Annotated in this window: 21 protein-coding genes and 1 tRNA gene; 14 read left to right on the top strand and 8 right to left on the bottom strand. The window is 56.2% G+C overall.

The features are described 5' to 3' along the window. Nucleotides 1-161 precede the first annotated feature (161 nt). The 3 genes from WG915_RS02730 to WG915_RS02720 all read right to left on the bottom strand — a co-directional run bounded on the left by WG915_RS02730 (nucleotide 162) and on the right by WG915_RS02720 (nucleotide 3,313). A complete protein-coding gene (locus tag WG915_RS02730; RefSeq protein ID WP_339563828.1) occupies nucleotides 162-998 on the bottom strand; it encodes a hypothetical protein in 837 nt (278 codons plus the stop codon). Beyond that, complete coding sequence (locus tag WG915_RS02725) at nucleotides 995-1,663, bottom strand: ABC transporter ATP-binding protein (protein WP_339563827.1); 669 nt, start codon at nucleotides 1,661-1,663, stop codon at nucleotides 995-997. The genes WG915_RS02730 and WG915_RS02725 overlap by 4 nt, the downstream gene beginning before the upstream one ends. 207 nt (nucleotides 1,664-1,870) lie before the next feature. Further along, nucleotides 1,871-3,313, bottom strand: a complete 1,443-nt coding sequence (locus tag WG915_RS02720) for an amino acid permease (protein ID WP_339563963.1) — start codon at nucleotides 3,311-3,313, stop codon at nucleotides 1,871-1,873. Between the two features lie 186 nt (nucleotides 3,314-3,499). Between WG915_RS02720 and WG915_RS02715 the strand changes: the two genes are divergently transcribed. Next, nucleotides 3,500-3,949, top strand: a complete 450-nt coding sequence (locus tag WG915_RS02715; RefSeq protein ID WP_339563826.1) for a MazG nucleotide pyrophosphohydrolase domain-containing protein — start codon at nucleotides 3,500-3,502, stop codon at nucleotides 3,947-3,949. Here WG915_RS02715 and WG915_RS02710 read toward each other — a convergent pair. After that, nucleotides 3,946-4,344 carry a hypothetical protein gene (locus tag WG915_RS02710; protein ID WP_339563825.1) on the bottom strand — a complete coding sequence of 133 codons (399 nt, stop codon included), beginning with the start codon at nucleotides 4,342-4,344 and terminating at the stop codon, nucleotides 3,946-3,948. The two genes, WG915_RS02715 and WG915_RS02710, sit on opposite strands and share 4 nt — an antisense overlap. 136 nt (nucleotides 4,345-4,480) lie before the next feature. Here WG915_RS02710 and WG915_RS02705 point away from each other — a divergent pair, with 136 nt between their 5' ends. The 7 genes from WG915_RS02705 (at nucleotide 4,481) to WG915_RS02675 (ending at nucleotide 10,219) form a co-directional block, all read left to right on the top strand. Then, nucleotides 4,481-5,269, top strand: a complete 789-nt coding sequence (locus WG915_RS02705; protein WP_339563824.1) for a lytic transglycosylase domain-containing protein — start codon at nucleotides 4,481-4,483, stop codon at nucleotides 5,267-5,269. A 163-nt stretch (nucleotides 5,270-5,432) separates the two neighbouring features. Next, nucleotides 5,433-6,707, top strand: coding sequence for a phosphopyruvate hydratase (eno, locus tag WG915_RS02700; protein WP_339563823.1), 1,275 nt, complete (start codon nucleotides 5,433-5,435; stop codon nucleotides 6,705-6,707). 216 nt (nucleotides 6,708-6,923) lie between these two features. Continuing rightward, complete coding sequence (locus WG915_RS02695) at nucleotides 6,924-7,367, top strand: FtsB family cell division protein (RefSeq protein WP_339563822.1); 444 nt, start codon at nucleotides 6,924-6,926, stop codon at nucleotides 7,365-7,367. A gap of 12 nt (nucleotides 7,368-7,379) precedes the next feature. Continuing rightward, nucleotides 7,380-7,934 carry a DUF501 domain-containing protein gene (locus WG915_RS02690; protein ID WP_339563821.1) on the top strand — a complete coding sequence of 185 codons (555 nt, stop codon included), beginning with the start codon at nucleotides 7,380-7,382 and terminating at the stop codon, nucleotides 7,932-7,934. Further along, entirely contained in the window at nucleotides 7,935-8,888 is a 954-nt protein-coding gene (locus WG915_RS02685; protein ID WP_339563820.1) for a Ppx/GppA phosphatase family protein, read from the top strand. It begins immediately after the preceding gene. A gap of 51 nt (nucleotides 8,889-8,939) precedes the next feature. Next, nucleotides 8,940-9,013 (top strand) — tRNA-Leu (locus tag WG915_RS02680). A 390-nt stretch (nucleotides 9,014-9,403) separates the two neighbouring features. Continuing rightward, on the top strand, nucleotides 9,404-10,219 hold the full coding sequence (locus WG915_RS02675) for a Bax inhibitor-1/YccA family protein (RefSeq protein ID WP_339563819.1): 816 nt from the start codon (nucleotides 9,404-9,406) through the stop codon (nucleotides 10,217-10,219). Nucleotides 10,220-10,315: 96 nt separating this feature from the next. On the opposite strand, the gene WG915_RS02670 is transcribed toward WG915_RS02675, so the two are convergent. The 3 genes from WG915_RS02670 to WG915_RS02660 all read right to left on the bottom strand — a co-directional run bounded on the left by WG915_RS02670 (nucleotide 10,316) and on the right by WG915_RS02660 (nucleotide 11,798). Next, nucleotides 10,316-10,699: a hypothetical protein gene (locus tag WG915_RS02670; protein ID WP_339563818.1), complete on the bottom strand. Its 384-nt coding sequence runs from the start codon at nucleotides 10,697-10,699 to the stop codon at nucleotides 10,316-10,318. A gap of 3 nt (nucleotides 10,700-10,702) precedes the next feature. Next, the gene (greA, locus tag WG915_RS02665; RefSeq protein WP_339563817.1) at nucleotides 10,703-11,242 is read right to left on the bottom strand and encodes a transcription elongation factor GreA; all 540 of its coding nucleotides are present in this window, start codon (nucleotides 11,240-11,242) and stop codon (nucleotides 10,703-10,705) included. Between the two features lie 130 nt (nucleotides 11,243-11,372). Beyond that, nucleotides 11,373-11,798, bottom strand: a complete 426-nt coding sequence (locus WG915_RS02660; protein ID WP_339563816.1) for a DUF4307 domain-containing protein — start codon at nucleotides 11,796-11,798, stop codon at nucleotides 11,373-11,375. A gap of 114 nt (nucleotides 11,799-11,912) precedes the next feature. On the opposite strand from WG915_RS02660, the gene mca reads away from it, so the two are divergent. The 5 genes from mca (at nucleotide 11,913) to WG915_RS02635 (ending at nucleotide 15,683) form a co-directional block, all read left to right on the top strand. Then, nucleotides 11,913-12,776 carry a mycothiol conjugate amidase Mca gene (gene mca / locus WG915_RS02655; protein ID WP_339563815.1) on the top strand — a complete coding sequence of 288 codons (864 nt, stop codon included), beginning with the start codon at nucleotides 11,913-11,915 and terminating at the stop codon, nucleotides 12,774-12,776. A gap of 11 nt (nucleotides 12,777-12,787) precedes the next feature. Next, on the top strand, nucleotides 12,788-13,054 hold the full coding sequence (locus WG915_RS02650; protein WP_339563814.1) for a hypothetical protein: 267 nt from the start codon (nucleotides 12,788-12,790) through the stop codon (nucleotides 13,052-13,054). 224 nt (nucleotides 13,055-13,278) lie between these two features. Next, a complete protein-coding gene (locus tag WG915_RS02645; RefSeq protein WP_339563813.1) occupies nucleotides 13,279-14,394 on the top strand; it encodes a 3-deoxy-7-phosphoheptulonate synthase in 1,116 nt (371 codons plus the stop codon). Nucleotides 14,395-14,398: 4 nt separating this feature from the next. Then, the gene (locus WG915_RS02640) at nucleotides 14,399-15,169 is read left to right on the top strand and encodes an isoprenyl transferase (RefSeq protein WP_339563812.1); all 771 of its coding nucleotides are present in this window, start codon (nucleotides 14,399-14,401) and stop codon (nucleotides 15,167-15,169) included. A gap of 16 nt (nucleotides 15,170-15,185) precedes the next feature. Further along, the gene (locus WG915_RS02635) at nucleotides 15,186-15,683 is read left to right on the top strand and encodes a flavodoxin domain-containing protein (RefSeq protein ID WP_339563811.1); all 498 of its coding nucleotides are present in this window, start codon (nucleotides 15,186-15,188) and stop codon (nucleotides 15,681-15,683) included. On the opposite strand, the gene coaA is transcribed toward WG915_RS02635, so the two are convergent. Beyond that, nucleotides 15,680-16,624, bottom strand: a complete 945-nt coding sequence (coaA, locus tag WG915_RS02630; RefSeq protein ID WP_445227772.1) for a type I pantothenate kinase — start codon at nucleotides 16,622-16,624, stop codon at nucleotides 15,680-15,682. The genes WG915_RS02635 and coaA overlap by 4 nt on opposite strands. Nucleotides 16,625-16,788: 164 nt before the next feature. Here coaA and glyA point away from each other — a divergent pair, with 164 nt between their 5' ends. After that, complete coding sequence (gene glyA, locus WG915_RS02625) at nucleotides 16,789-18,081, top strand: serine hydroxymethyltransferase (protein ID WP_339563809.1); 1,293 nt, start codon at nucleotides 16,789-16,791, stop codon at nucleotides 18,079-18,081. Nucleotides 18,082-18,110 lie beyond the last annotated feature (29 nt).

The raw sequence follows: 18,110 nt of genomic DNA, 5'->3' as shown, positions 1-18,110 counted from the left end.
CACAGAATCAGCACCTGCTGAATTGGGGAGAATGGGAGCTCCACCATGGCTGGCGCCACCGAGCTGGAGAACAAGAACCCAAACAGATCCATGCCCAGGACGATGGCGAACAACACGATGTCCCTCGTGGCGGGACGGAAGTGAGGCTGCATGGTTTTAGCTTAGAGGTTGGCGCGGGCGAACCTGCTCAGTCCGATGCCCAAGCTGAGCACAGCCCACCCCATTAGGGAGGCAATGCCGATCCAAGGGTCGACGGCATGGGCTAGGCTTTGGCCGCCTGCCGTCGTGACTGCCGACGTCGGCAGCCAAGCGTAGCTCATGGGGTCCCAGCCCGCCATAGCGCCGATGGTGCCCACGATCACGCCGAGCATCACGACGCCCACAACAATCCCAATCGCAAGGCCAACTTTGCGTACCGCCAGCACAACTCCGATGATCGCGGCTGAAAACGACAGGATGGCAATGGTGCCCCGAAGCCATGTCAGGGCTAAGTCGCCGGCAGGAACGCTTAAGGAAACGCCGTGCATCTGTGCGGCAATAGCGGCGATGACGCTGGCGAAGAGGCATGCTGCAATGCAGACTACGAGCACCATCGCGAGGACCGCAGCGATCATGCTGAACGCCCAACGTAGTCGGCTGCCCGATCCGATTACTTTCCAGACAATCGCGCCCGAAGAAAATGCAACACTCGCTGCGGAGATGCTGAGGGCGACCATCGTGATTAGGAAAATTGAAATGCCAGAGGACTGGCCCGATCCGGTGATGTCCAAGGCCGCGAGCTGAAACCCAGAGAAAGCAGGGTTTGAGGCATCGATGAGTGCTTGCACCTGCTCGCCAACGGCGCCTTCGCCGACTTCTGGCGGGTCGATCTTCAACAGGAATGGTAGCGCCCACTGCAGTGATGCGCCGATACCGGTGGCGAAAAGCGCGAGGATTGCGATGAGGAACACGCTGGGCAGCATGCGCAGAGTGTAGAACTCGGACTTCAGACACTTCATAGTGTTGCTCCTTTGGTGGTGTGGGAAAAGTAAGTGGCCTCTAGGTTCCGGATTTCTGAACGAGCTCCGCTGAAGCAGGTCTCTCCGCGCGCGATGATGACGATGTCATCGGCAATCGCTTCAGCTTCAGCCAAATGGTGAGTGGCCACGATGACAGCCTTTCCGCGCTGAGCTTCGGCGCGCATGAGTTGTCCAAACCAGCGGATGCCATCGGGGTCTAGGCCGGAGGAGGGCTCATCAAGGACGAGGATTTCTGGGTCTTGGAGGAGCGTGCCTGCTAGTGCGATACGTCGCTTCATGCCGAGAGAGTAGGTTTTGATACGCCGATCGCATCGGCTCGCCATGTCCACCAACTGCAGCACTTCTTGGACTCGTTGTGGTTGCACTCCAAGGAGCTTTGTCATTGCGGTGAGGTGTTGCCTGCCGCTGAGCGCGGGGATAAGCCCGCCGTCGTCAAGCAACAGCCCGATCCGGCCATTGATGTCGATCTCGCCCTGCGCTCGGACGAGGCCCAGGGCAGCGCGGAGCGTGGTGGATTTGCCGGCGCCGTTGGGGCCTAGCAGTGCGGTGACGTGGCCTGGCTTTGCGACGAGGGTCGCGCCGTGAACGACCTCGGTGCCGTTAAAAGACACCCTGATTTCTTTTGCGGCGAATGTTGTTGTCATGCATTTAACGCTATGGTCAGCAACTTCGGAAAACATCGGCTAAGCAGGCATAAGTTCTTCTCCGCCATTTGGGGGAGATGCGCCCCGAATGGTCGGGGAGCGCTAGTGAGAAGATCAAGTGCGAGGGAATACTATACGAAGCTGCATTGCGCCCCTAAACCCAGATTGCGGGAGGGCCCAGGCTTGCGCACAGTGGGTGCTAGGGCTTTAGAGTTCGAGGATGCCGGTGCTCAAGCCGAACGCTGCATAACACGCCCCTAGGATTACCGCGATAACGAGTACCCATTCGAAGGCGTTGAACCAGCGATCCTTGTTCGCAATGCGCTGCCAAACGTAAGGAACTAGGCCTGGTAGTACGAGCAAGGTGCCAAACAACAAATAAGTGACATCGGCGGCGTAAAACAGCCACAGGGAGTACGCGAAAGCGACGATAGCGATGAAGAGGTGCTTGCGGTTATCTCTCGCGGAGACAGCGGGGCCGGAGTCGTCGAAACGTGTGCCTGCGTGCGGATGCGTGATCCCACGGCCTCGGGTGGCAAGCAACAGTAGATAGAGCGAGGAAAAGACGTAAGGCAGCATGTACATCATCGTTGCTAGCTGGACCATAGAGGTGTACGTGGTTTCGTTGACAAAAAAGATGATGACGCTGATCTGAATGACAGTTGTGGAGATCAATTGGGCGGAAAACGGGGTGCCGGCCTTATTGAATTTGCCGAAGCGAGCCGGAAGCAGGCCGTCGATTGCCATCAAAGTGATCGGCTCCGCGCACAACATTTGCCAGGAGACATACGCTCCGAGAACGGAAATGCACAGGCCAATAGAGATCAGGATTCCGCCCCAAGGGCCAACCGCTGCCTCTAGTACTCCTGCCATGGAATTGTCGCCGAGTCCGGCTAGTTCTTCTTGCGTCAGGACACCGTAAGACAGCGTAGTAACCGTGACCAATAGGGCCAGCACGGAAAAGAAGCCGATGATGGTCGCGCGGCCAACGTCCTTGCGGGTACGAGCTTGCTTGGAATAAACGGAGGCGCCTTCAACGCCGATGAAGGCCCACACGGTGAAGAGCATCATGCCCTTGACCTGATCAAGCACTGAGCCGGTGGCCCCACTGCGGCCCCAGAAGTCGAGAGTGAACTTATCCCAGCTGAATCCGATGAAAACAACCAGCAAAATAAAGGCGAAGATCGGGAGTAGCTTGGCCACCGTGGTGATCACGTTCATCGCCGCGGCCTCTTTGATGCCGCGGGTAAGAAGGATGAAGATTACCCAGGTCAATAGTGAGACAGCGATCGCCGAAGCCCAGCGGTTCTCGGCGGAGAACAAAGGGATGTAGTGCCCAAGCGTGGAGAAGAAGAGCGTAGCGTAGCCGACCTGTGCAATCACCGAGCCGAGCCAATAGCCCCACGCAGAAGCAAAGCCGACGAAGTCCCCGAGACCTGCGCGGACATAGGAATACACCCCTGAGTCCAGGTTAGGTTTTCTCAGGGCCAAGGCCTGAAATACGAAGGCGATGGAGAGCATCCCAACTCCAGCGATTGCCCAGCCGATCAGCATGGCCCCCGGAGCCGCGACCGTCGCTGCTTGTTGTGGTAGCGCGAAGATGCCAGCACCTACGGTGGAGCCGATGATCAAAGACACGAGCGTCCACATGCGGACGGTGTGCTTGGGTTCTACTGAATTAGTCACGATGGATAATCTAGGACCCCACCATGTAGAAGAGCTACTTACCCTTAAGAGATGCTTTTCTGACGCTTCGTCAGGCGAGCGCAGCACACAGTGGTGTTAGCTTGGCTAAAACGACTTAAGCTGCACCTAGATGCGGAATGGATGAAAGAAATGCGTGAAATTGAAGCGAAATTCCCAGCTGATGACAACGGCGCGACTACCCCAATTAGGGTGGGCTCGCTGTCGGAGGCGCAGTGGGTGATGGCCAGGGCGCTGCAAGTTGGTGAATGGGAGCGTTCCATGACTCATGGGGAGCTACTTGCTTACCTTGATGAGGAAGTGGGTGAATTCCGTGAAGCGGTTACTGACTGGGAGCGTGAGCCCTCTGTGATTGCTGAGACAAAGCTGATGCAGGAGCTTTCGGATGTTTTGCTTCAAGTGCTATTTCACGCCGAATTGGCGCGACGGCGTGGCGTTTTTGACTTGGAGGATGTCGCAGCTGCATTCGTCGACAAAATGCGCAGTCGCGCGCCGTATCTCTTTTCAGGTGGAGATCGAGTTGTGGCGCGCGCCGAGCAGGAGCGTCTGTGGGCTGAGGGAAAGCGGCGTGAGGCTCGTTAGTTAGATAGCAGGATTTGAAGGTCCTGGACTTCCTTGGGCATTTCGATCGAGCCCATGATTTTTGGGTCTTCTTGGACAATGCCGCACTCGAGCGCCCGGTTTGAAATGTCCATTGCGGCTTTGTTGAGGATGAGCGTGGCGTCCTCGTTCTTGTAGTTCAGGCCGGCTAGTACGTCGCTGCCAGATGCCTTTACGCGTGCGCCAAGTTCAGACTTGGTGGTGGGGCCCGTAACCAGATTCATATTTTGGAGGGTTACCTGAAGCGAACCACAGTCGGTGGTGGTGAGGTAATTGGTGTCCAGCAATCGCAGCATCTCGAAGGGGCCTGCTTGTGCAGGGGTGATGATTGCGATGGAAGCTGTGAGGGTGGCTAGGGCGGTGATGAGCTTACGCATTGAGATTCTCTCTGATCAGTTTTTCGGCCAGTAGTGATGTTACGAAAGTGGCTGATGTTGTGCAAGGGGGTATTGGGGTGTTGTGAACTTCCTGTAAGCCGCATAGGCGACAAATTTCGCACTATGATCTTTCGCTATGGGTTCTGGAGTAAAGAAAGCGTTCGGTTGTGGCTGCGCGAGTGTGCTGGCCATAATCGTCGTGATCGCATTGGTTGGCTGGACCTTATCCGCCTTGAACACCCCAAACCCACTCCGCCCGCGTATCAATGTGCCGGAAGATGTGCCCCCAGCGGGCGCAGAAGCAGTTCCGCTTATCGACGTCAACGCCCCCGGTCGCACTGCCGCAAAATTGGGCTTTTGGGCCGAGCCCATCTCCGAGAAAATCGGAGTGTCCACCGCTGCACTTCAGGCATACGGCAACGCAGAACTCATAGCCCAGCAAAGTTGGCCGGATTGTCACTTGCGTTGGAACACTTTGGCTGGTCTTGCGCAGGTAGAAACGCGACATGGAACGTATACCGGAAAGCTCTTCGAGGGTGCTGCCATCAATCAAGATGGCGTGGTTGAACCTCCGATTTACGGGGTGAAGCTCGATGGCTCGCCGGGTTTCGCAGACATCTCAGACACTGACAATGGTGCGATAGACGGAGACAAGGAACACGATCGAGCTGTTGGGCCAATGCAGTTCATTCCTGAGTCATGGAAACGCTTTGGCCTCGATGCGAGTGGAGACGGCAAAGCTGATCCGCAAAACATCGATGATGCTGCACTATCAGCGGCGAACCTGCTGTGCACCAATGGCGGAGACCTCGGCACTCCCGAGGGGTGGACGGCGGCGATCTACTCTTATAACCAGTCCGACAAATACGTTGCCGATGTTCGAGACGCGGCTGCCTCCTATGCAGTAAATCAACCTGCCTACTAGACACTTTTCATCGCATAAGGGGATAGAAACAGGTGGTGAACACGGCAAATGATTCGCGCCGTGGCTGGGGTTTGGAATTCGTGCCACAATTGACTGTAGGTGTGACGCACGCGCTGTTTCGCACAAACAGAAGATGTTTTCCCTTTGAATTAGGAGGCCAATAGTGGCTGAGATCATGCACGTTTTCGCTCGTGAAATCATGGATTCCCGTGGCAACCCAACCGTCGAGGCGGAAGTAGTCCTCGAAGATATGGCCCACGGTCAGGCTGGTGTACCTTCCGGTGCATCTACCGGTGCCCACGAGGCTCACGAACTGCGTGATGGCGGCGATCGCTACCAGGGCAAAGGTGTCCTGAAGGCTGTTGAAGCTGTCAACGAGGAAATCGCCGACGAACTTGCTGGCTTTGAGGCTGACGATCAACGCGCTATCGACCAAGCAATGATCGATCTCGACGGCACTCCAAACAAGTCTCGTCTTGGCGCTAACGCCATTCTTGGCGTTTCCATGGCAGTGGCAAAGGCCGCCGCAGAGTCCGCTAACCTCCCACTTTTCCGTTACATCGGTGGCCCTAACGCCCATGTTCTTCCAGTGCCGATGATGAACATCCTCAACGGCGGCGCACACGCCGATTCTGGTGTTGACGTCCAGGAATTCATGATCGCCCCAATCGGTGCTGAATCATTCGCAGAGGCACTGCGCATGGGTGCAGAGGTGTACCACACCCTGAAGGCCGTGCTCAAGGAGAAGGGCCTGTCCACCGGACTCGGCGATGAAGGCGGATTCGCTCCTTCCGTTGACTCCACCAAGGCAGCTCTCGACGTCATTGTTGAAGCCATCAAGAAGGCTGGCTTCAAGCCAGGCGAGGACATCGCTCTTGCTCTTGACGTTGCGTCCTCCGAGTTCTTCAAGGACGGCAAGTACCACTTCGAGGGTGGCGAGCACACCGCCGAGGATATGTCCAAGGTGTACGGCGACCTCATCGCTGAGTACCCAATCGTTTCCATCGAGGATCCACTGCAGGAAGATGACTGGGAGGGCTACACCGCTCTCACCGCTGCCATCGGCGACAAGGTCCAAATCGTTGGCGATGACTTCTTCGTCACCAACCCAGAGCGCCTGGCAAAGGGCATCCAGGAAAAGGCTGCCAACGCTTTGCTGGTAAAGGTCAACCAGATCGGTACCCTCACTGAGACCTTTGATGCCGTTGATTTGGCCCACCGCAGCGGCTACCGCACCATGATGTCTCACCGTTCCGGTGAAACCGAGGACACCACGATTGCTGATCTTGCAGTTGCTCTCAACTGTGGCCAGATCAAGACTGGTGCCCCTGCGCGTTCCGAGCGCGTTGCTAAGTACAACCAGCTCCTGCGCATCGAGCAGATGCTGGGCGATGCCGCTGTGTACGCAGGCAAGTCCGCATTCCCGCGTTTCAAGTAAACCGGGTTCGCATAGTCTAAAAGGGGTTCGCTCGAGCGCAAGCTCGCGGGCCCCTTCGGCGTGTAAAACTGCTGCTGTGACAACTGGGACTAGAGTAGTGAAGCGATGGCACTGAAATCTCGAAGTTCAAGAACTCCCGTCCCGGTGAAAAACCGCCGGTCTGATGGGCAGGCTCGGCCTGCGCGCAGTTTGAAAGAGCGTGCCAGGGGACTCAAAGTGAGCGCAATTGAACTCATCGTCCTCATCAGTGTGCTCATCGTATTCTTGCTGATCATCGCCCTGCCGCTGCGAAACTACTTTCAGCAACGCAATGAGATCAACGAGGTAACGCAAGCCATCGTGCAAAAACAAGCCCGCAAGGACGAACTGCTAGGCGAGCTCGAGCGCTACCAGAACCCTGCCTACCTGGAGGAACAAGCCCGAAATCGTCTCGGAGTGATCGCCCCGGGAGAAGTAGCCTTCCGAATCCTAGATCCCACTATGCAGGGTGAAGAATCGTTGACGTCGACAAGCGGGCACCAAGAAAAGCCACAAGCTCCGTGGTACAACACGCTGTGGGATTCGGTAGCCAACCCGAGCCCGCAAGTAACCGGAGCTCCAGAAGCGCCACCTACCCCGGAAATGAAGATGCCAGTGCAGTCTGATGCGTCTTCGCCATGACACAATGGCAGCATGACTGTTTCTGAAACTGAACTTGCAGCCGTCACCGAGCAGCTGGGCCGCGAGCCCCGTGGCGTGCTCGAAATCTCCTACACCACGCCAGACGGGGCACCAGGCGTGGTTAAAACAGCACCACGGCTCGAAGACGGAACTCCGTTTCCGACCCTGTATTACCTCACCGAGCCGCGGTTGACTGCGGAGGCCTCTCGACTCGAGGTGGCTCATGTTATGAAGTGGATGCAGTCTCGCCTCGCCGAAGACGAAGATTTGCAGGCCGACTACCGAGCCGCACACGAGCATTTCCTCGCCGAGCGCAACAAGCTTGCGGATCTTGGTACTGATTTTTCCGGAGGCGGCATGCCCGATCGCGTGAAGTGCCTGCACGTTCTCATCGCTTACGCTTTGGCTGAGGGGCCACAAAGGGTTCGCTTTGGCACCGAGGCTGTGGCAATGGCCGCCGAACATGCAAACTTGCGTGGCACTGCCATCCCAGCAGACTGGCCAACCTGCGCAGAACTTGGAATAGACCTAGCTGATTTCGATTTTTCCCATGCAGAGGTGAAGTAAATGGTCCGTGTTGCTGCTGTGGACTGCGGAACGAACTCAATCCGCCTTTTGGTGTCTGACTACTCCGATGGCACATTCACCGACATCTACCGCGGAATGAAGATTGTTCGCCTCGGACAAGGGGTGGACGCGACTGGCCGAATTGCGGAAGATTCCATCATTCGCGCTCGGGTAGCGCTCGCAGAGTTCGTTGACATCATGAGACGAGAGCACGTTGCCGCCCTAAGGATGGTGGCGACATCTGCTACCCGCGACGCGGAAAATCGGCAGGAGTTCATCGACATGACTGCCGAGCTCCTGAGCAAAGTCATTCCAGGTGCGAAAGCGGAGGAGATCACCGGCGCGGAAGAAGCCGAACTCTCATTCCGGGGTGCGGTCACGGACTTGTCCGCAAGCAGCAACACCATTTGTGTCATCGATTTGGGCGGCGGATCGACGGAGTTTGTCGTCGGCAAGCGTGACGGCGAGGTACTCGGTGCCGAGTCTGTACAGCTCGGCTGTGTGCGCCTGACTGAGCGCGTCATGACCGAAGACCCCGCCACTCCAGAACAGGTCGCTGAGGCCCGCGCGCTAGTTGCGCAGCGGCTTGCCGACGTCCAAAGCAACGTTCCCATCGCGCAGGCCGATACCTTCGTCGGAGTGGCTGGAACCTTCACCACAATTTCCGCACTCGCGCAAGGCCTGGAAACTTACGACCCCGCCCACATCCACGGCTCGGAACTCAATTTCGCGGCAACTGAGGTGCTAACCCGACAACTAATTGAGATGCCGGCAGCCACCCGGGCTGCGCATCCAGTGATGCATCCCGGGCGTGCCGACGTCATTGGCGGTGGGGCGGTAGTAGTTGATGGAATCATCGACATGATCTCGTCCTGCACGGACGTCCGCAGCTTCATCATCTCGGAAAAAGACATTCTAGACGGCATTGTTGCGGGACTGATTTCTTCCGAATAAGGCACGTAGACTAATCTGAACTAGTTCCAGTCACACAGCTGGAGCTCTTAAGCCCCTATAGCCCAATTGGCAGAGGCAGCAGACTTAAAATCTGCCAAGTGTCGGTTCGAGTCCGACTGGGGGCACAATGACCAGCACAAATGTGTTGGTCATTTTTGTGTTTTGGGGGCTCAGCGCCTGAAAGAATGTCAAAGATCATCAACGTTGTTGCAGCGCCAATGACATTTTTGAGTTGGAAAATCCTAAGAAGCCTGTCTTAGACGATGAAAACGATCATCGCCGCTTCTGGCTATTTCGACTTGATTCACCTCGGACCGAACTTTTGCCAAGTAGATTGCAGGGAGCAGGGAAGTTTGGTGGAAGCGAGTTCAATAGTCACTCAGGCTAGAACCACATCGGTGCACATACTTTTAGCATTTGGGGAACTTTTTGGGCCCGCGCCGCGTTGAACACTTGAAAAGCTACTTATTGGTAGCGAAGTATTTCTACAAAGGTGTTTTGAAAGGACTGGGCACATGCGAAGCAGCAATCCGGTTTTTAGTTCCCTGACCAAGACCAAGAACGCAGCTGGCCGTGGTTACGCTGGGGCCGGCTACGAGCAAGCAGGTTACCCAACCTATGGCCAGCCTATGGGGGGATACGGTGCGCCAGCGCAGACTGAGCGGGCCATGACAGTAGACGATGTGATCGCGAAGACTGGCATCACCCTTGGCATTATCATCGCCTTTGCGGTGCTCAATTTCGCGATCGGCATGACAGTCAGCATGGGCATTTCGGTCCTTTTGACGATGGTTGGCGCCATCGGCGGACTGATTGCTGTTCTCGTTGGCACATTAGGTAAGAAGTACGGCTCCGCAGCAGTAACGGTGATTTACGCCGTATTCGAAGGCCTGTTTGTCGGTGGTTTCTCACTGATGATCGGCGGTACCAATGGTGCGCTGATCGGCCAAGCAGTTATAGCAACCATCGGTGTTTTCGTTGGAATGCTGTGGGTCTATAAGGCTGGAGTCATCCGGGTCACGCCTAAATTCACGCGCTTCTTGACTGCTGCGCTGGTTGGTGTGTTGTTCCTATCTTTGGGCAATTTGGTTTCGGCCTTGTTGTTTGACTTCAATCCACTACGCGGTGGTGGCATGATGGCCATCGGCTTCTCGCTGCTGTGTATTGTTCTCGCTTCATTGAGCTTCTTGCAGGACTTCGATGTTGCGGATCAACTCGTCCGTTCGGGAGCTCCTGCGAAGATGGCGTGGGGCGTTGCCCTCGGCCTTGCCGTTACCCTGGTGTGGCTATACACCGAGATCCTTCGCCTGCTGAGCATCTTGCGTAACTGATACAGAGTTTGATCTCAAGCTACCGGCGCCACACAGCCTCCTATGAAAGTAGAGGCGGGGCGCCGGTAGCTTTTCCTTTAGAACGGCTGATCCTGACTATGGCCAGACGGCTTCGTCGTTGATAATGATGCTCGTGAACTTGTCTGCGAAGGGGGCTCCTAGCGAGATCGTCACCGTGGCAGGTTCCGCATCCGGTGTGACAAGAGTACCTGTCCCTTCCGCATGCTGAGCACCCCACATACTCCAGGACACATCTTCTACGTGGCGTCGTCCCGAAACGCAATCCAGTGAGAAAGCGGTGGGACGCTCGATCGGCGGGCCGAAACAGTCAATGAAGCCCGCGGAGTTAGCGACCTCCACTACAGGGGATACCGCAGGGGAGGGGACAGCGAGGCTTCCGGGATCGCTGGAGGTACTGCACGCAGAAAGTGCCATTGCGGTAAAACACACCGCAATGGCACCAGGAATAGCTAGACGCATGGACTACTTTTTAGCTGCAAGCTTTTCTGCGCGTAGGCGAGCAGCCTTCTCAGAATTGTAAGGCTCGGCCGATACAACAGTGACGGAGATAGTGGTGCCATTTGGTGCCTGGTACTCGCGGGTCTCGCCTTCCTTGGCGCCCAGAATGGTAGCGCCGAGAGGGGACTGCTCGGAGTAGGTCTCAAGGTCAGGGTTCTCAGATGCGGCAGCGCGGGTACCGATTAGGAAGGTTTCCTTATCCTCCTTGGAGCCGTTGTAGTAGACGTGGACAACAGAGCCGACGTTGGCTACGCCTTCTACGATGCCCTGACGCTCAGTGGTGGAGTTAGCGAGGATCTCAGAAATCTGCTTGATGCGGGCTTCTTCCTGATCCTGCATCTCGCGAGCCGCATCGTAACCAGCATTTTCCTTGAGGTCGCCCTCTTCGCGGCGTTCGTTGATTTCGGCCGCAACCACCGGACGGTGGGCGATGAGAGCGTTGAGCTCCTCTTCCAACTTCGCCTTGGTTTCCGGAGTGATGTACTGCTTGTTGTTTTCAGCCATGGTCTCTAGCCCTTTCAAAAGGATTTGTTGTGCTTGTTTGATGCCATCGCCCAAAAGGCAGGAGTGCTACTAACATGCGCTCCGGGGAGAACAAGCTTGTTATTAGTGCCCGAATTTTAACACAGCGTCGTTATTCAGCGAGGTGGGCGGGTAGCTTTTCAGAGCAGCCGTATACTTTCGCCGCCACCGGGACGTCCCGTGACGGAATCTCAACGGGGTAGCGGGCAGCACTGTCACCTCCAGGGGGGATGACTATCTCTCGACGACCGACTTCCGCTTTGTCGTAATTCATTGCGGTGATGATGCAATAGGTTGGGATGTCTGTGTTTTTGCGAGTCACGTCCACGTTGACCTTGAGAACATTGTCGTCGGTACGCTCGTAGCCAGCAGTGGTGGCAGAGACCGTCACCGCGGACACTTTCTGGTAGTACTGGAAGACCACGACTCCGAGGGCGATGACGAATAGCACCGCGCCAATTGCGATGATCGGACCCACCACGCCGCGTCGCTGAGTATCGCCGTAGTTTGCGGAGGGGCGGGAGGTTGGGTGAGACATGAAAACCTCGAAACTTTCCCTATGAGGATGGTTATCGTCCAAGGATATACGATTATAGAAACAACGTGGCAACGCTTGTAGATGTAGGAAAGCGCGTAAAGGACGGGAATGCACGTGAGTGGACTGAGACTATTAGCAATCCATGCCCATCCTGATGATGAGGCGAGCAAGGGCGCAGCAACTATGGCTCGGTATGTTGCTGAGGGCAATGAAGTCATGGTGCTGACGTGCACCGGTGGTGAGCGTGGGAGCATCCTAAACCCTGCCATGGACAAGCCGGGAGTAATGGAAAACCTTCCGGAAATTCGGCGCACTGAGATGGCTGCCGCTATGGCTGCGCTCGGCACCCAACACCGCTGGCTCGGCTACGAGGATTCCGGCCTGCCTGAGGGGGATCCGTTGCCGCCGCTTCCCGCAGGTAGCTTCGCGCTCGCAGACTCGGATGAGGTCACGCAGCAGCTGGTCAGTGTAATCCGCGAATTCCGGCCCCACGTAATCATCACCTACGACGAAAACGGTGGTTATCCGCACCCGGATCACCTCAAGGTACACGAGGTGTCCATGCTGGCATGGGATGCGGCTGGCGACGCCAACTATCATCCGGAGCTCGGCGAAGCTTGGGAGCCACTAAAGATTTACTACACGCATGGATTCATCCGGCAAAGGATGCAGATGTTCCATGATGTGCTCGTGGAAGAAGGCAAACCTAGTCCCTATGCGCCATTCTTGGAACGTTGGCAGGCCCATCGGGGGGATATCATGCTGCGCGTGACCACGCAGGTGCGTTGTGATGACTACTTTGAGCAACGTGATCAAGCCTTGCTGGCGCACGCGACGCAGATAGATCCCGCTGGAACCTTTTTTGGTACTCCAGTGGACGTGCAGCGTAAGCTGTGGCCGACGGAAGAATTCGAGCTGGCAGCAACGCGAGTAAAGACTTCCCTTCCAGAAGATGACCTGTTCGCAGGTATTAATTAAGGAGTTTCGACGTGGATCTTCTCATCCTCGCGCAGCAGCAATCCACCCCGCTCGGCCCAGAGTTTGGCAAAGCCTCGCCGATCGGACTATTCATCCTGGTGGCGTTGTTGGTTGTCGTGATCTATTTGGGCTGGGCTTTTGCCCGTCGTCAGCGTCGTTTGATGCGTCGTCAGGCGTTCGCGGAGGCACGTGGGCTCGATGTGTTCGATGAAAAGCTTATCGACGAAGCTATGGCCGCCGAGGGGCTCCTCGGAAACGATAAGAAGCGACTTATCTAGGGGAAACTGGGACTTTATTCTCAACCCCTGATACACTTGCTTTCATGTTCATGTGGCGATTTTATTTTGACAAGGCTTGCGGAGGTTTCCCGCACGACCTTTAAGTCGTGATCGTCGCTGAACAACAAACCACCGCAAGCCTAAGCAGTCCTCGCTCTTCACAAAGAAGCAGCAGAGAGGCTGCTTTTTTGTTTCCCTAAAACTGCGAAAGGCCACCACGCATCATGAGCGCACCAGTATCTTTGAGCAATTCGGCGTCGACAAGCAATAGGCGAGTCGTAGCTTTCCATGACCTGCCGACGCCGGCGGAGCTGATCACGCAACTACCTTTAGCCTCGGAGCTAGCTGCAAAGGTCGAGCATGATCGCCAAGAGATCGCAAACATCATCTCGGGCGAAGACGACCGGCTCGTAGTTGTTGTCGGGCCATGTTCTGTGCACGACCCGAAAGCAGCAGTGGATTACGCGCGCCAGCTGGCACCGCTCGCAATGCAGCTTAACGACGACCTGAAGATCGTCATGCGCGTGTACTTCGAAAAGCCCCGCACCACTGTCGGCTGGAAGGGCTTGATCAATGACCCGCACCTCGATGGCTCCTACGACATTGCAGCAGGCCTCAAGATGGCGCGCACCGTGCTGTTGGAGGTACTGGAAACTGGGCTACCCGTTGGGTGTGAATTCCTTGAGCCGAACAGTCCGCAGTACTACGCAGATGCGGTCGCATGGGGCGCCATTGGTGCTCGCACGACGGAGTCTCAAGTGCATCGTCAGCTCGCCTCGGGGCTGTCGATGCCCATTGGATTCAAGAATGGCACCGATGGCAGTGTCCAAATTGCAGTCGATGCAGTCGAGGCTGCTGCTCACCCGCATTTCTTCTTCGGGACCTCCGATGAGGGGCAACCTGCAGTAGTGGAGACGGCCGGGAATGACAATTGTCACGTAATTTTACGTGGCGGTAGCGGGGGGCCCAACTACGGCGCTGGCCATGTCACTAAAGCGCTCCAGCGCAACGGTGGGGCTCGGCTCATGATCGATGCTTCACATGCAAATTCGAACAAGGATGATGTGCGACAGCTGGAGGTGATTCGAGAGATCTCTAACCTCATCGCCAGCTCAGATGAGACAGTTGCCAACGCGGTTTCTGGAATCATGATCGAATCCTTCTTGGTGTCTGGGGCACAGAAACTAGATCCTGAGAAGTTGCGTCGTAACGGAGGGGAAGGGCTGGTATATGGGCAGTCAGTCACCGACAAATGCATCAATATTGCAGACACTATTGAACTATTGGAGGAATTGGCGGGCGCTGTTCGTACCCGACGCGAGTCACAAAAGCTAAACTAGTGGCGTGAAGATCTTGCCGAGCTTGCTGTACCCGATGTACGAGAACCACCTCCGTCGGGAGCTGCGTGGTCGCAAACAGCCCCACCATGTTGCGATCATGTGCGACGGGAACCGCCGTTGGGCGCGGGAAGCCGGCTTCACGGATGTCAGCCATGGACACCGTGTCGGCGCGAAAAAGATCGGCGAGCTGGTCGGCTGGTGCCAAGACACCGAAGTGAAGCTCGTTACAGTTTATTTGCTTTCTACCGAGAATCTTGGCCGTGAAAGCGTTGAATTGCAGTTGCTCTTTGACATCATTATCGATGTCGTCAAAGAGCTCGCAGCACCGGGACTGAATTGCAGAGTGCGGCTCGTCGGGCACTTGGATCTGTTGCCGGAGGACGTCGCGCAGCGCCTGCGCCGCGGAGCCGAAGGCACCGAGGAGAACAGCGGCATCGAAGTAAACGTGGCGGTGGGCTATGGTGGCCGCCAGGAAATCGCGGACGCCGTTCAAGCGTTCGTGCGGGAGGAAGCTGCCGCTGGGGTGACCGCTACGGAACTGGTTGACCGAATCAGCGTGGAAGCTATTTCCGAGCACCTCTATACTTCGGGCCAACCAGATCCGGACCTGGTCATTCGCACATCCGGGGAACAGCGACTTTCGGGCTTTTTGCTTTGGCAAGCGGCCTACTCAGAAATTTGGTTCACTGATACTTACTGGCCGGCGTTTCGCCGCATTGATTTTTTACGCGCACTCCGTGACTATTCGTCGCGAAGCAGGCGCTTCGGAAAATAGAAGGGTTGTATCTTTCATGGCCTTGGTTGTTGCCTATAACACTCACTATGGTTCCACCAAGCAATACGCGGAGGAATTCGCGCGTCGACATCAAACAATTGCCGTCCCCCTAGATCAGGCAACAGTCGCGGATCATACAGTGGTGTTTTCACCAAACTATGCCGGTCAATGTGCTGGCGCGAAGTGGCTGCTCAACCAGGATCTTTCTGGGATGCAGGCCGCTCTGGCTGTGGTCGGAATGACCTTGTCAGAGGAGGTTCGCGTCAAGGATCCGATGGCAGGTGCGTTGGGAGATCGTGCTGACAGTATCACCCGCTTCTATTTGCCGGGGCGACTTTCATATTCCGGTTTGAACAGGGTGCACAAAGCGACGATGTGGACAATGAACAAAATGCTCGCCGCAAAAAAGAACCGGAGTGAAAACGAGGAAGCGATGCTTCGGGGCTACAACACTGACGAGGATCGGGTTGATTTCCACGAACTAGACGCGCTGGATGCGTGGCTGAAGGGCTAGATTTTTCGCATCCGGACTCGCTCCACTTCATGGTTCGCATCTTTGAAGAGCTGCAGTGAAGCTCGCACGCGGGTTGGCAAGATGTTCTCCACTAGGTTGGGCAAGTTGACGGATTGCCAGATTTCGCGCGCTTCGGCGCGCGCCAAGTCGTCGTTAAGCGTGGCGTAGTGAGAAAAGTGCGCCCCAGGCTTGCTGAACGCGGTTTTGCGCAGCTCGAGGAAGCGCTCGATGTACCACTTTTCTATGTGCTCCGTGCGAGCGTGCACGTAAACACTGAAGTCGAACAAGTCGGAAACCATCAGGGTTGGCCCGGTTTGTAGGACGTTCAGCCCCTCCACAATGAGGATGTCAGGCTTGTCGACGACAACGAACTCATCCGGGACCCTGTCATAAAGGGTATGAGAATAGACAGGCGCTTTAACCTCGCGCTTGCCGGATTTCACGTCAGTGACGAATCTCATCAATGCCCGTTGGTCGTAGCTTTCTGGGTAGCCTTTCCGGTTCATTATGCGTCGCTTGTTGAGCTCTGCTGCCGGGTGGAGGAAACCGTCCGTGGTAACGAGGTCGACTCGCGGGCTGGACTCCCAGCGTTGTAGCAAAACCTGGAGCAAGCGGGCGGAGGTGGATTTTCCCACTGCCACGGAACCCGCGATGCCAATGATGAACGGCACGTTCTCTGCTGGGGCGTGGAGAAACGTCTCGGTTGCAGTCATCAGACCTTTTCGCGCCTTTACCTGCAAGTAAATTAAGCGGGAAAGCGGGAGGTAGACTTCTTCGACCTCTTTGAGATCCACGCTTTCACCGATGCCCCGGAGCTTAATGACTTCCTCGGAGCTCAGCACCTGGGGCATATTGTTACGCAAACTGCGCCACTCGGTGCGATCAAACTCGAGAAAAGGGCTGTTGTCATGCGACGCCTGCGACTTAGCCATAGCGTCCATTGTGCACCGCAGGCCTACTCCGGTGAAAACAGACACGCTCAAACTGGGGTGAGACGGCGATTGAAACACAAATGTGAGCCGAGCATTTCTACACTTCAGTTGTCAGCTACTACACTAGCGGGTAACCGAAATTACCAACGCGTGAAAGGTTGCCTGGCGCCACTATGACCTCTGACAATATGATGTATCAGCCGATCAACGAGCTCGACCCTGAGGTCGCGGAACAGATCTCTGCTGAACTGGGCCGCCAGCGCGGCACCTTGGAAATGATCGCCTCTGAAAACTTCGTGCCACGTGCAGTGCTGCAAGCTCAAGGCTCGGTGCTGACCAACAAGTACGCCGAAGGCTACCCAGGTCGCCGCTACTACGGCGGCTGTGAGCATGTCGACGTCATCGAAGATCTCGCTCGTGACCGCGCCAAGGCAGTGTTCGGTGCCGAGTTTGCGAATGTCCAACCACACTCCGGGGCCCAGGCAAACGCCGCCGTTCTTATGGCGCTGGCTAACCCTGGTGACAAGATCATGGGCCTGTCCTTGGCTCATGGTGGACACCTGACTCACGGCATGAAGCTGAACTTCTCGGGCAAGCTCTATGAAGTTGCTGCTTACGGCGTTGAAGATGACACCATGCGCATTGACATGGACCGTGTCCGTGAAATGGCGATCGCCGAGAAGCCACAGGTCATCATCGCTGGGTGGTCTGCTTACCCTCGTCACCTCGACTTTGCGGCTTTCCGTTCTATCGCGGATGAGGTTGGCGCCAAGCTCTGGGTTGATATGGCTCACTTCGCTGGTCTCGTTGCTACGGGTCTGCACCCATCTCCAGTTCCGCACTCCGATGTCGTTTCCACGACGGTTCACAAGACCCTAGGTGGTCCACGTTCCGGCATGATTCTGGCAAAGGAAGAATACGCAAAGAAGATTAACTCTGCTGTCTTCCCAGGTCAGCAGGGTGGCCCATTGATGCATGCTATCGCTGCAAAGGCAATCTCCATGAAGATTGCCGGCTCCGAGATGTTCAAGGATCGTCAGCAGCGCACCCTAGAAGGCGCCGCAATCATCGCTGAGCGCCTCATGGGTGAAGATTGCAAGGCTGCTGGCGTTGATGTCCTCACTGGTGGCACCGATGTGCACTTGGTCCTCGTTGACCTGCGCAACTCTGCAATGGATGGCCAGCAAGCCGAGGATTTGCTGCACGAGGTGGGTATCACCGTGAACCGCAATGCGGTTCCTAATGATCCACGTCCGCCAATGGTGACCTCCGGTTTGCGCATTGGTACTCCAGCTCTTGCCACCCGCGGTTTGGATGCCGCTGGGTTTGCAGAGGTAGCGGATATTATCGGAACTGCGCTTGCTGCTGGTGAGGCTGCAGACGTTGCAGCCCTGCGTGCCCGCGTAGCTAAGCTCACCGAAGAATTCCCACTGTACGAAGGTTTGGAAGACTGGAAGCTGGCTTAGCCCTTCCTGCCTTGTTTGGCCCGGCCGTG

The sequence above is a fragment of the Corynebacterium sp. H128 genome, assembly GCF_037482625.1.
Taxonomy (GTDB): Bacteria; Actinomycetota; Actinomycetes; order Mycobacteriales; family Mycobacteriaceae; genus Corynebacterium.
The sequence above is the reverse complement of the archived record's forward strand: the minus strand, read 5'-3'. Positions and strand labels throughout refer to the sequence as shown.

What these genes read in the sequence shown, in the direction of transcription:
- WG915_RS02730 (WP_339563828.1), bottom strand. Translation starts at nt 998, where the DNA reads ATGAAGTGTCTGAAGTCCGAGTTCTACACTCTGCGCATGCTGCCCAGC.
- WG915_RS02725 (WP_339563827.1), bottom strand. Translation starts at nt 1,663, where the DNA reads ATGACAACAACATTCGCCGCAAAAGAAATCAGGGTGTCTTTTAACGGC.
- WG915_RS02720 (WP_339563963.1), bottom strand. Translation starts at nt 3,313, where the DNA reads ATGTGGACGCTCGTGTCTTTGATCATCGGCTCCACCGTAGGTGCTGGC.
- WG915_RS02715 (WP_339563826.1), top strand. Translation starts at nt 3,500, where the DNA reads ATGCGTGAAATTGAAGCGAAATTCCCAGCTGATGACAACGGCGCGACT.
- WG915_RS02710 (WP_339563825.1), bottom strand. Translation starts at nt 4,344, where the DNA reads ATGCGTAAGCTCATCACCGCCCTAGCCACCCTCACAGCTTCCATCGCA.
- WG915_RS02705 (WP_339563824.1), top strand. Translation starts at nt 4,481, where the DNA reads ATGGGTTCTGGAGTAAAGAAAGCGTTCGGTTGTGGCTGCGCGAGTGTG.
- WG915_RS02690 (WP_339563821.1), top strand. Translation starts at nt 7,380, where the DNA reads ATGACTGTTTCTGAAACTGAACTTGCAGCCGTCACCGAGCAGCTGGGC.
- WG915_RS02685 (WP_339563820.1), top strand. Translation starts at nt 7,935, where the DNA reads ATGGTCCGTGTTGCTGCTGTGGACTGCGGAACGAACTCAATCCGCCTT.
- WG915_RS02675 (WP_339563819.1), top strand. Translation starts at nt 9,404, where the DNA reads ATGCGAAGCAGCAATCCGGTTTTTAGTTCCCTGACCAAGACCAAGAAC.
- WG915_RS02670 (WP_339563818.1), bottom strand. Translation starts at nt 10,699, where the DNA reads ATGCGTCTAGCTATTCCTGGTGCCATTGCGGTGTGTTTTACCGCAATG.
- greA (WP_339563817.1), bottom strand. Translation starts at nt 11,242, where the DNA reads ATGGCTGAAAACAACAAGCAGTACATCACTCCGGAAACCAAGGCGAAG.
- WG915_RS02660 (WP_339563816.1), bottom strand. Translation starts at nt 11,798, where the DNA reads ATGTCTCACCCAACCTCCCGCCCCTCCGCAAACTACGGCGATACTCAG.
- WG915_RS02645 (WP_339563813.1), top strand. Translation starts at nt 13,279, where the DNA reads ATGAGCGCACCAGTATCTTTGAGCAATTCGGCGTCGACAAGCAATAGG.
- WG915_RS02635 (WP_339563811.1), top strand. Translation starts at nt 15,186, where the DNA reads ATGGCCTTGGTTGTTGCCTATAACACTCACTATGGTTCCACCAAGCAA.
- coaA (WP_445227772.1), bottom strand. Translation starts at nt 16,624, where the DNA reads ATGGACGCTATGGCTAAGTCGCAGGCGTCGCATGACAACAGCCCTTTT.
- glyA (WP_339563809.1), top strand. Translation starts at nt 16,789, where the DNA reads ATGACCTCTGACAATATGATGTATCAGCCGATCAACGAGCTCGACCCT.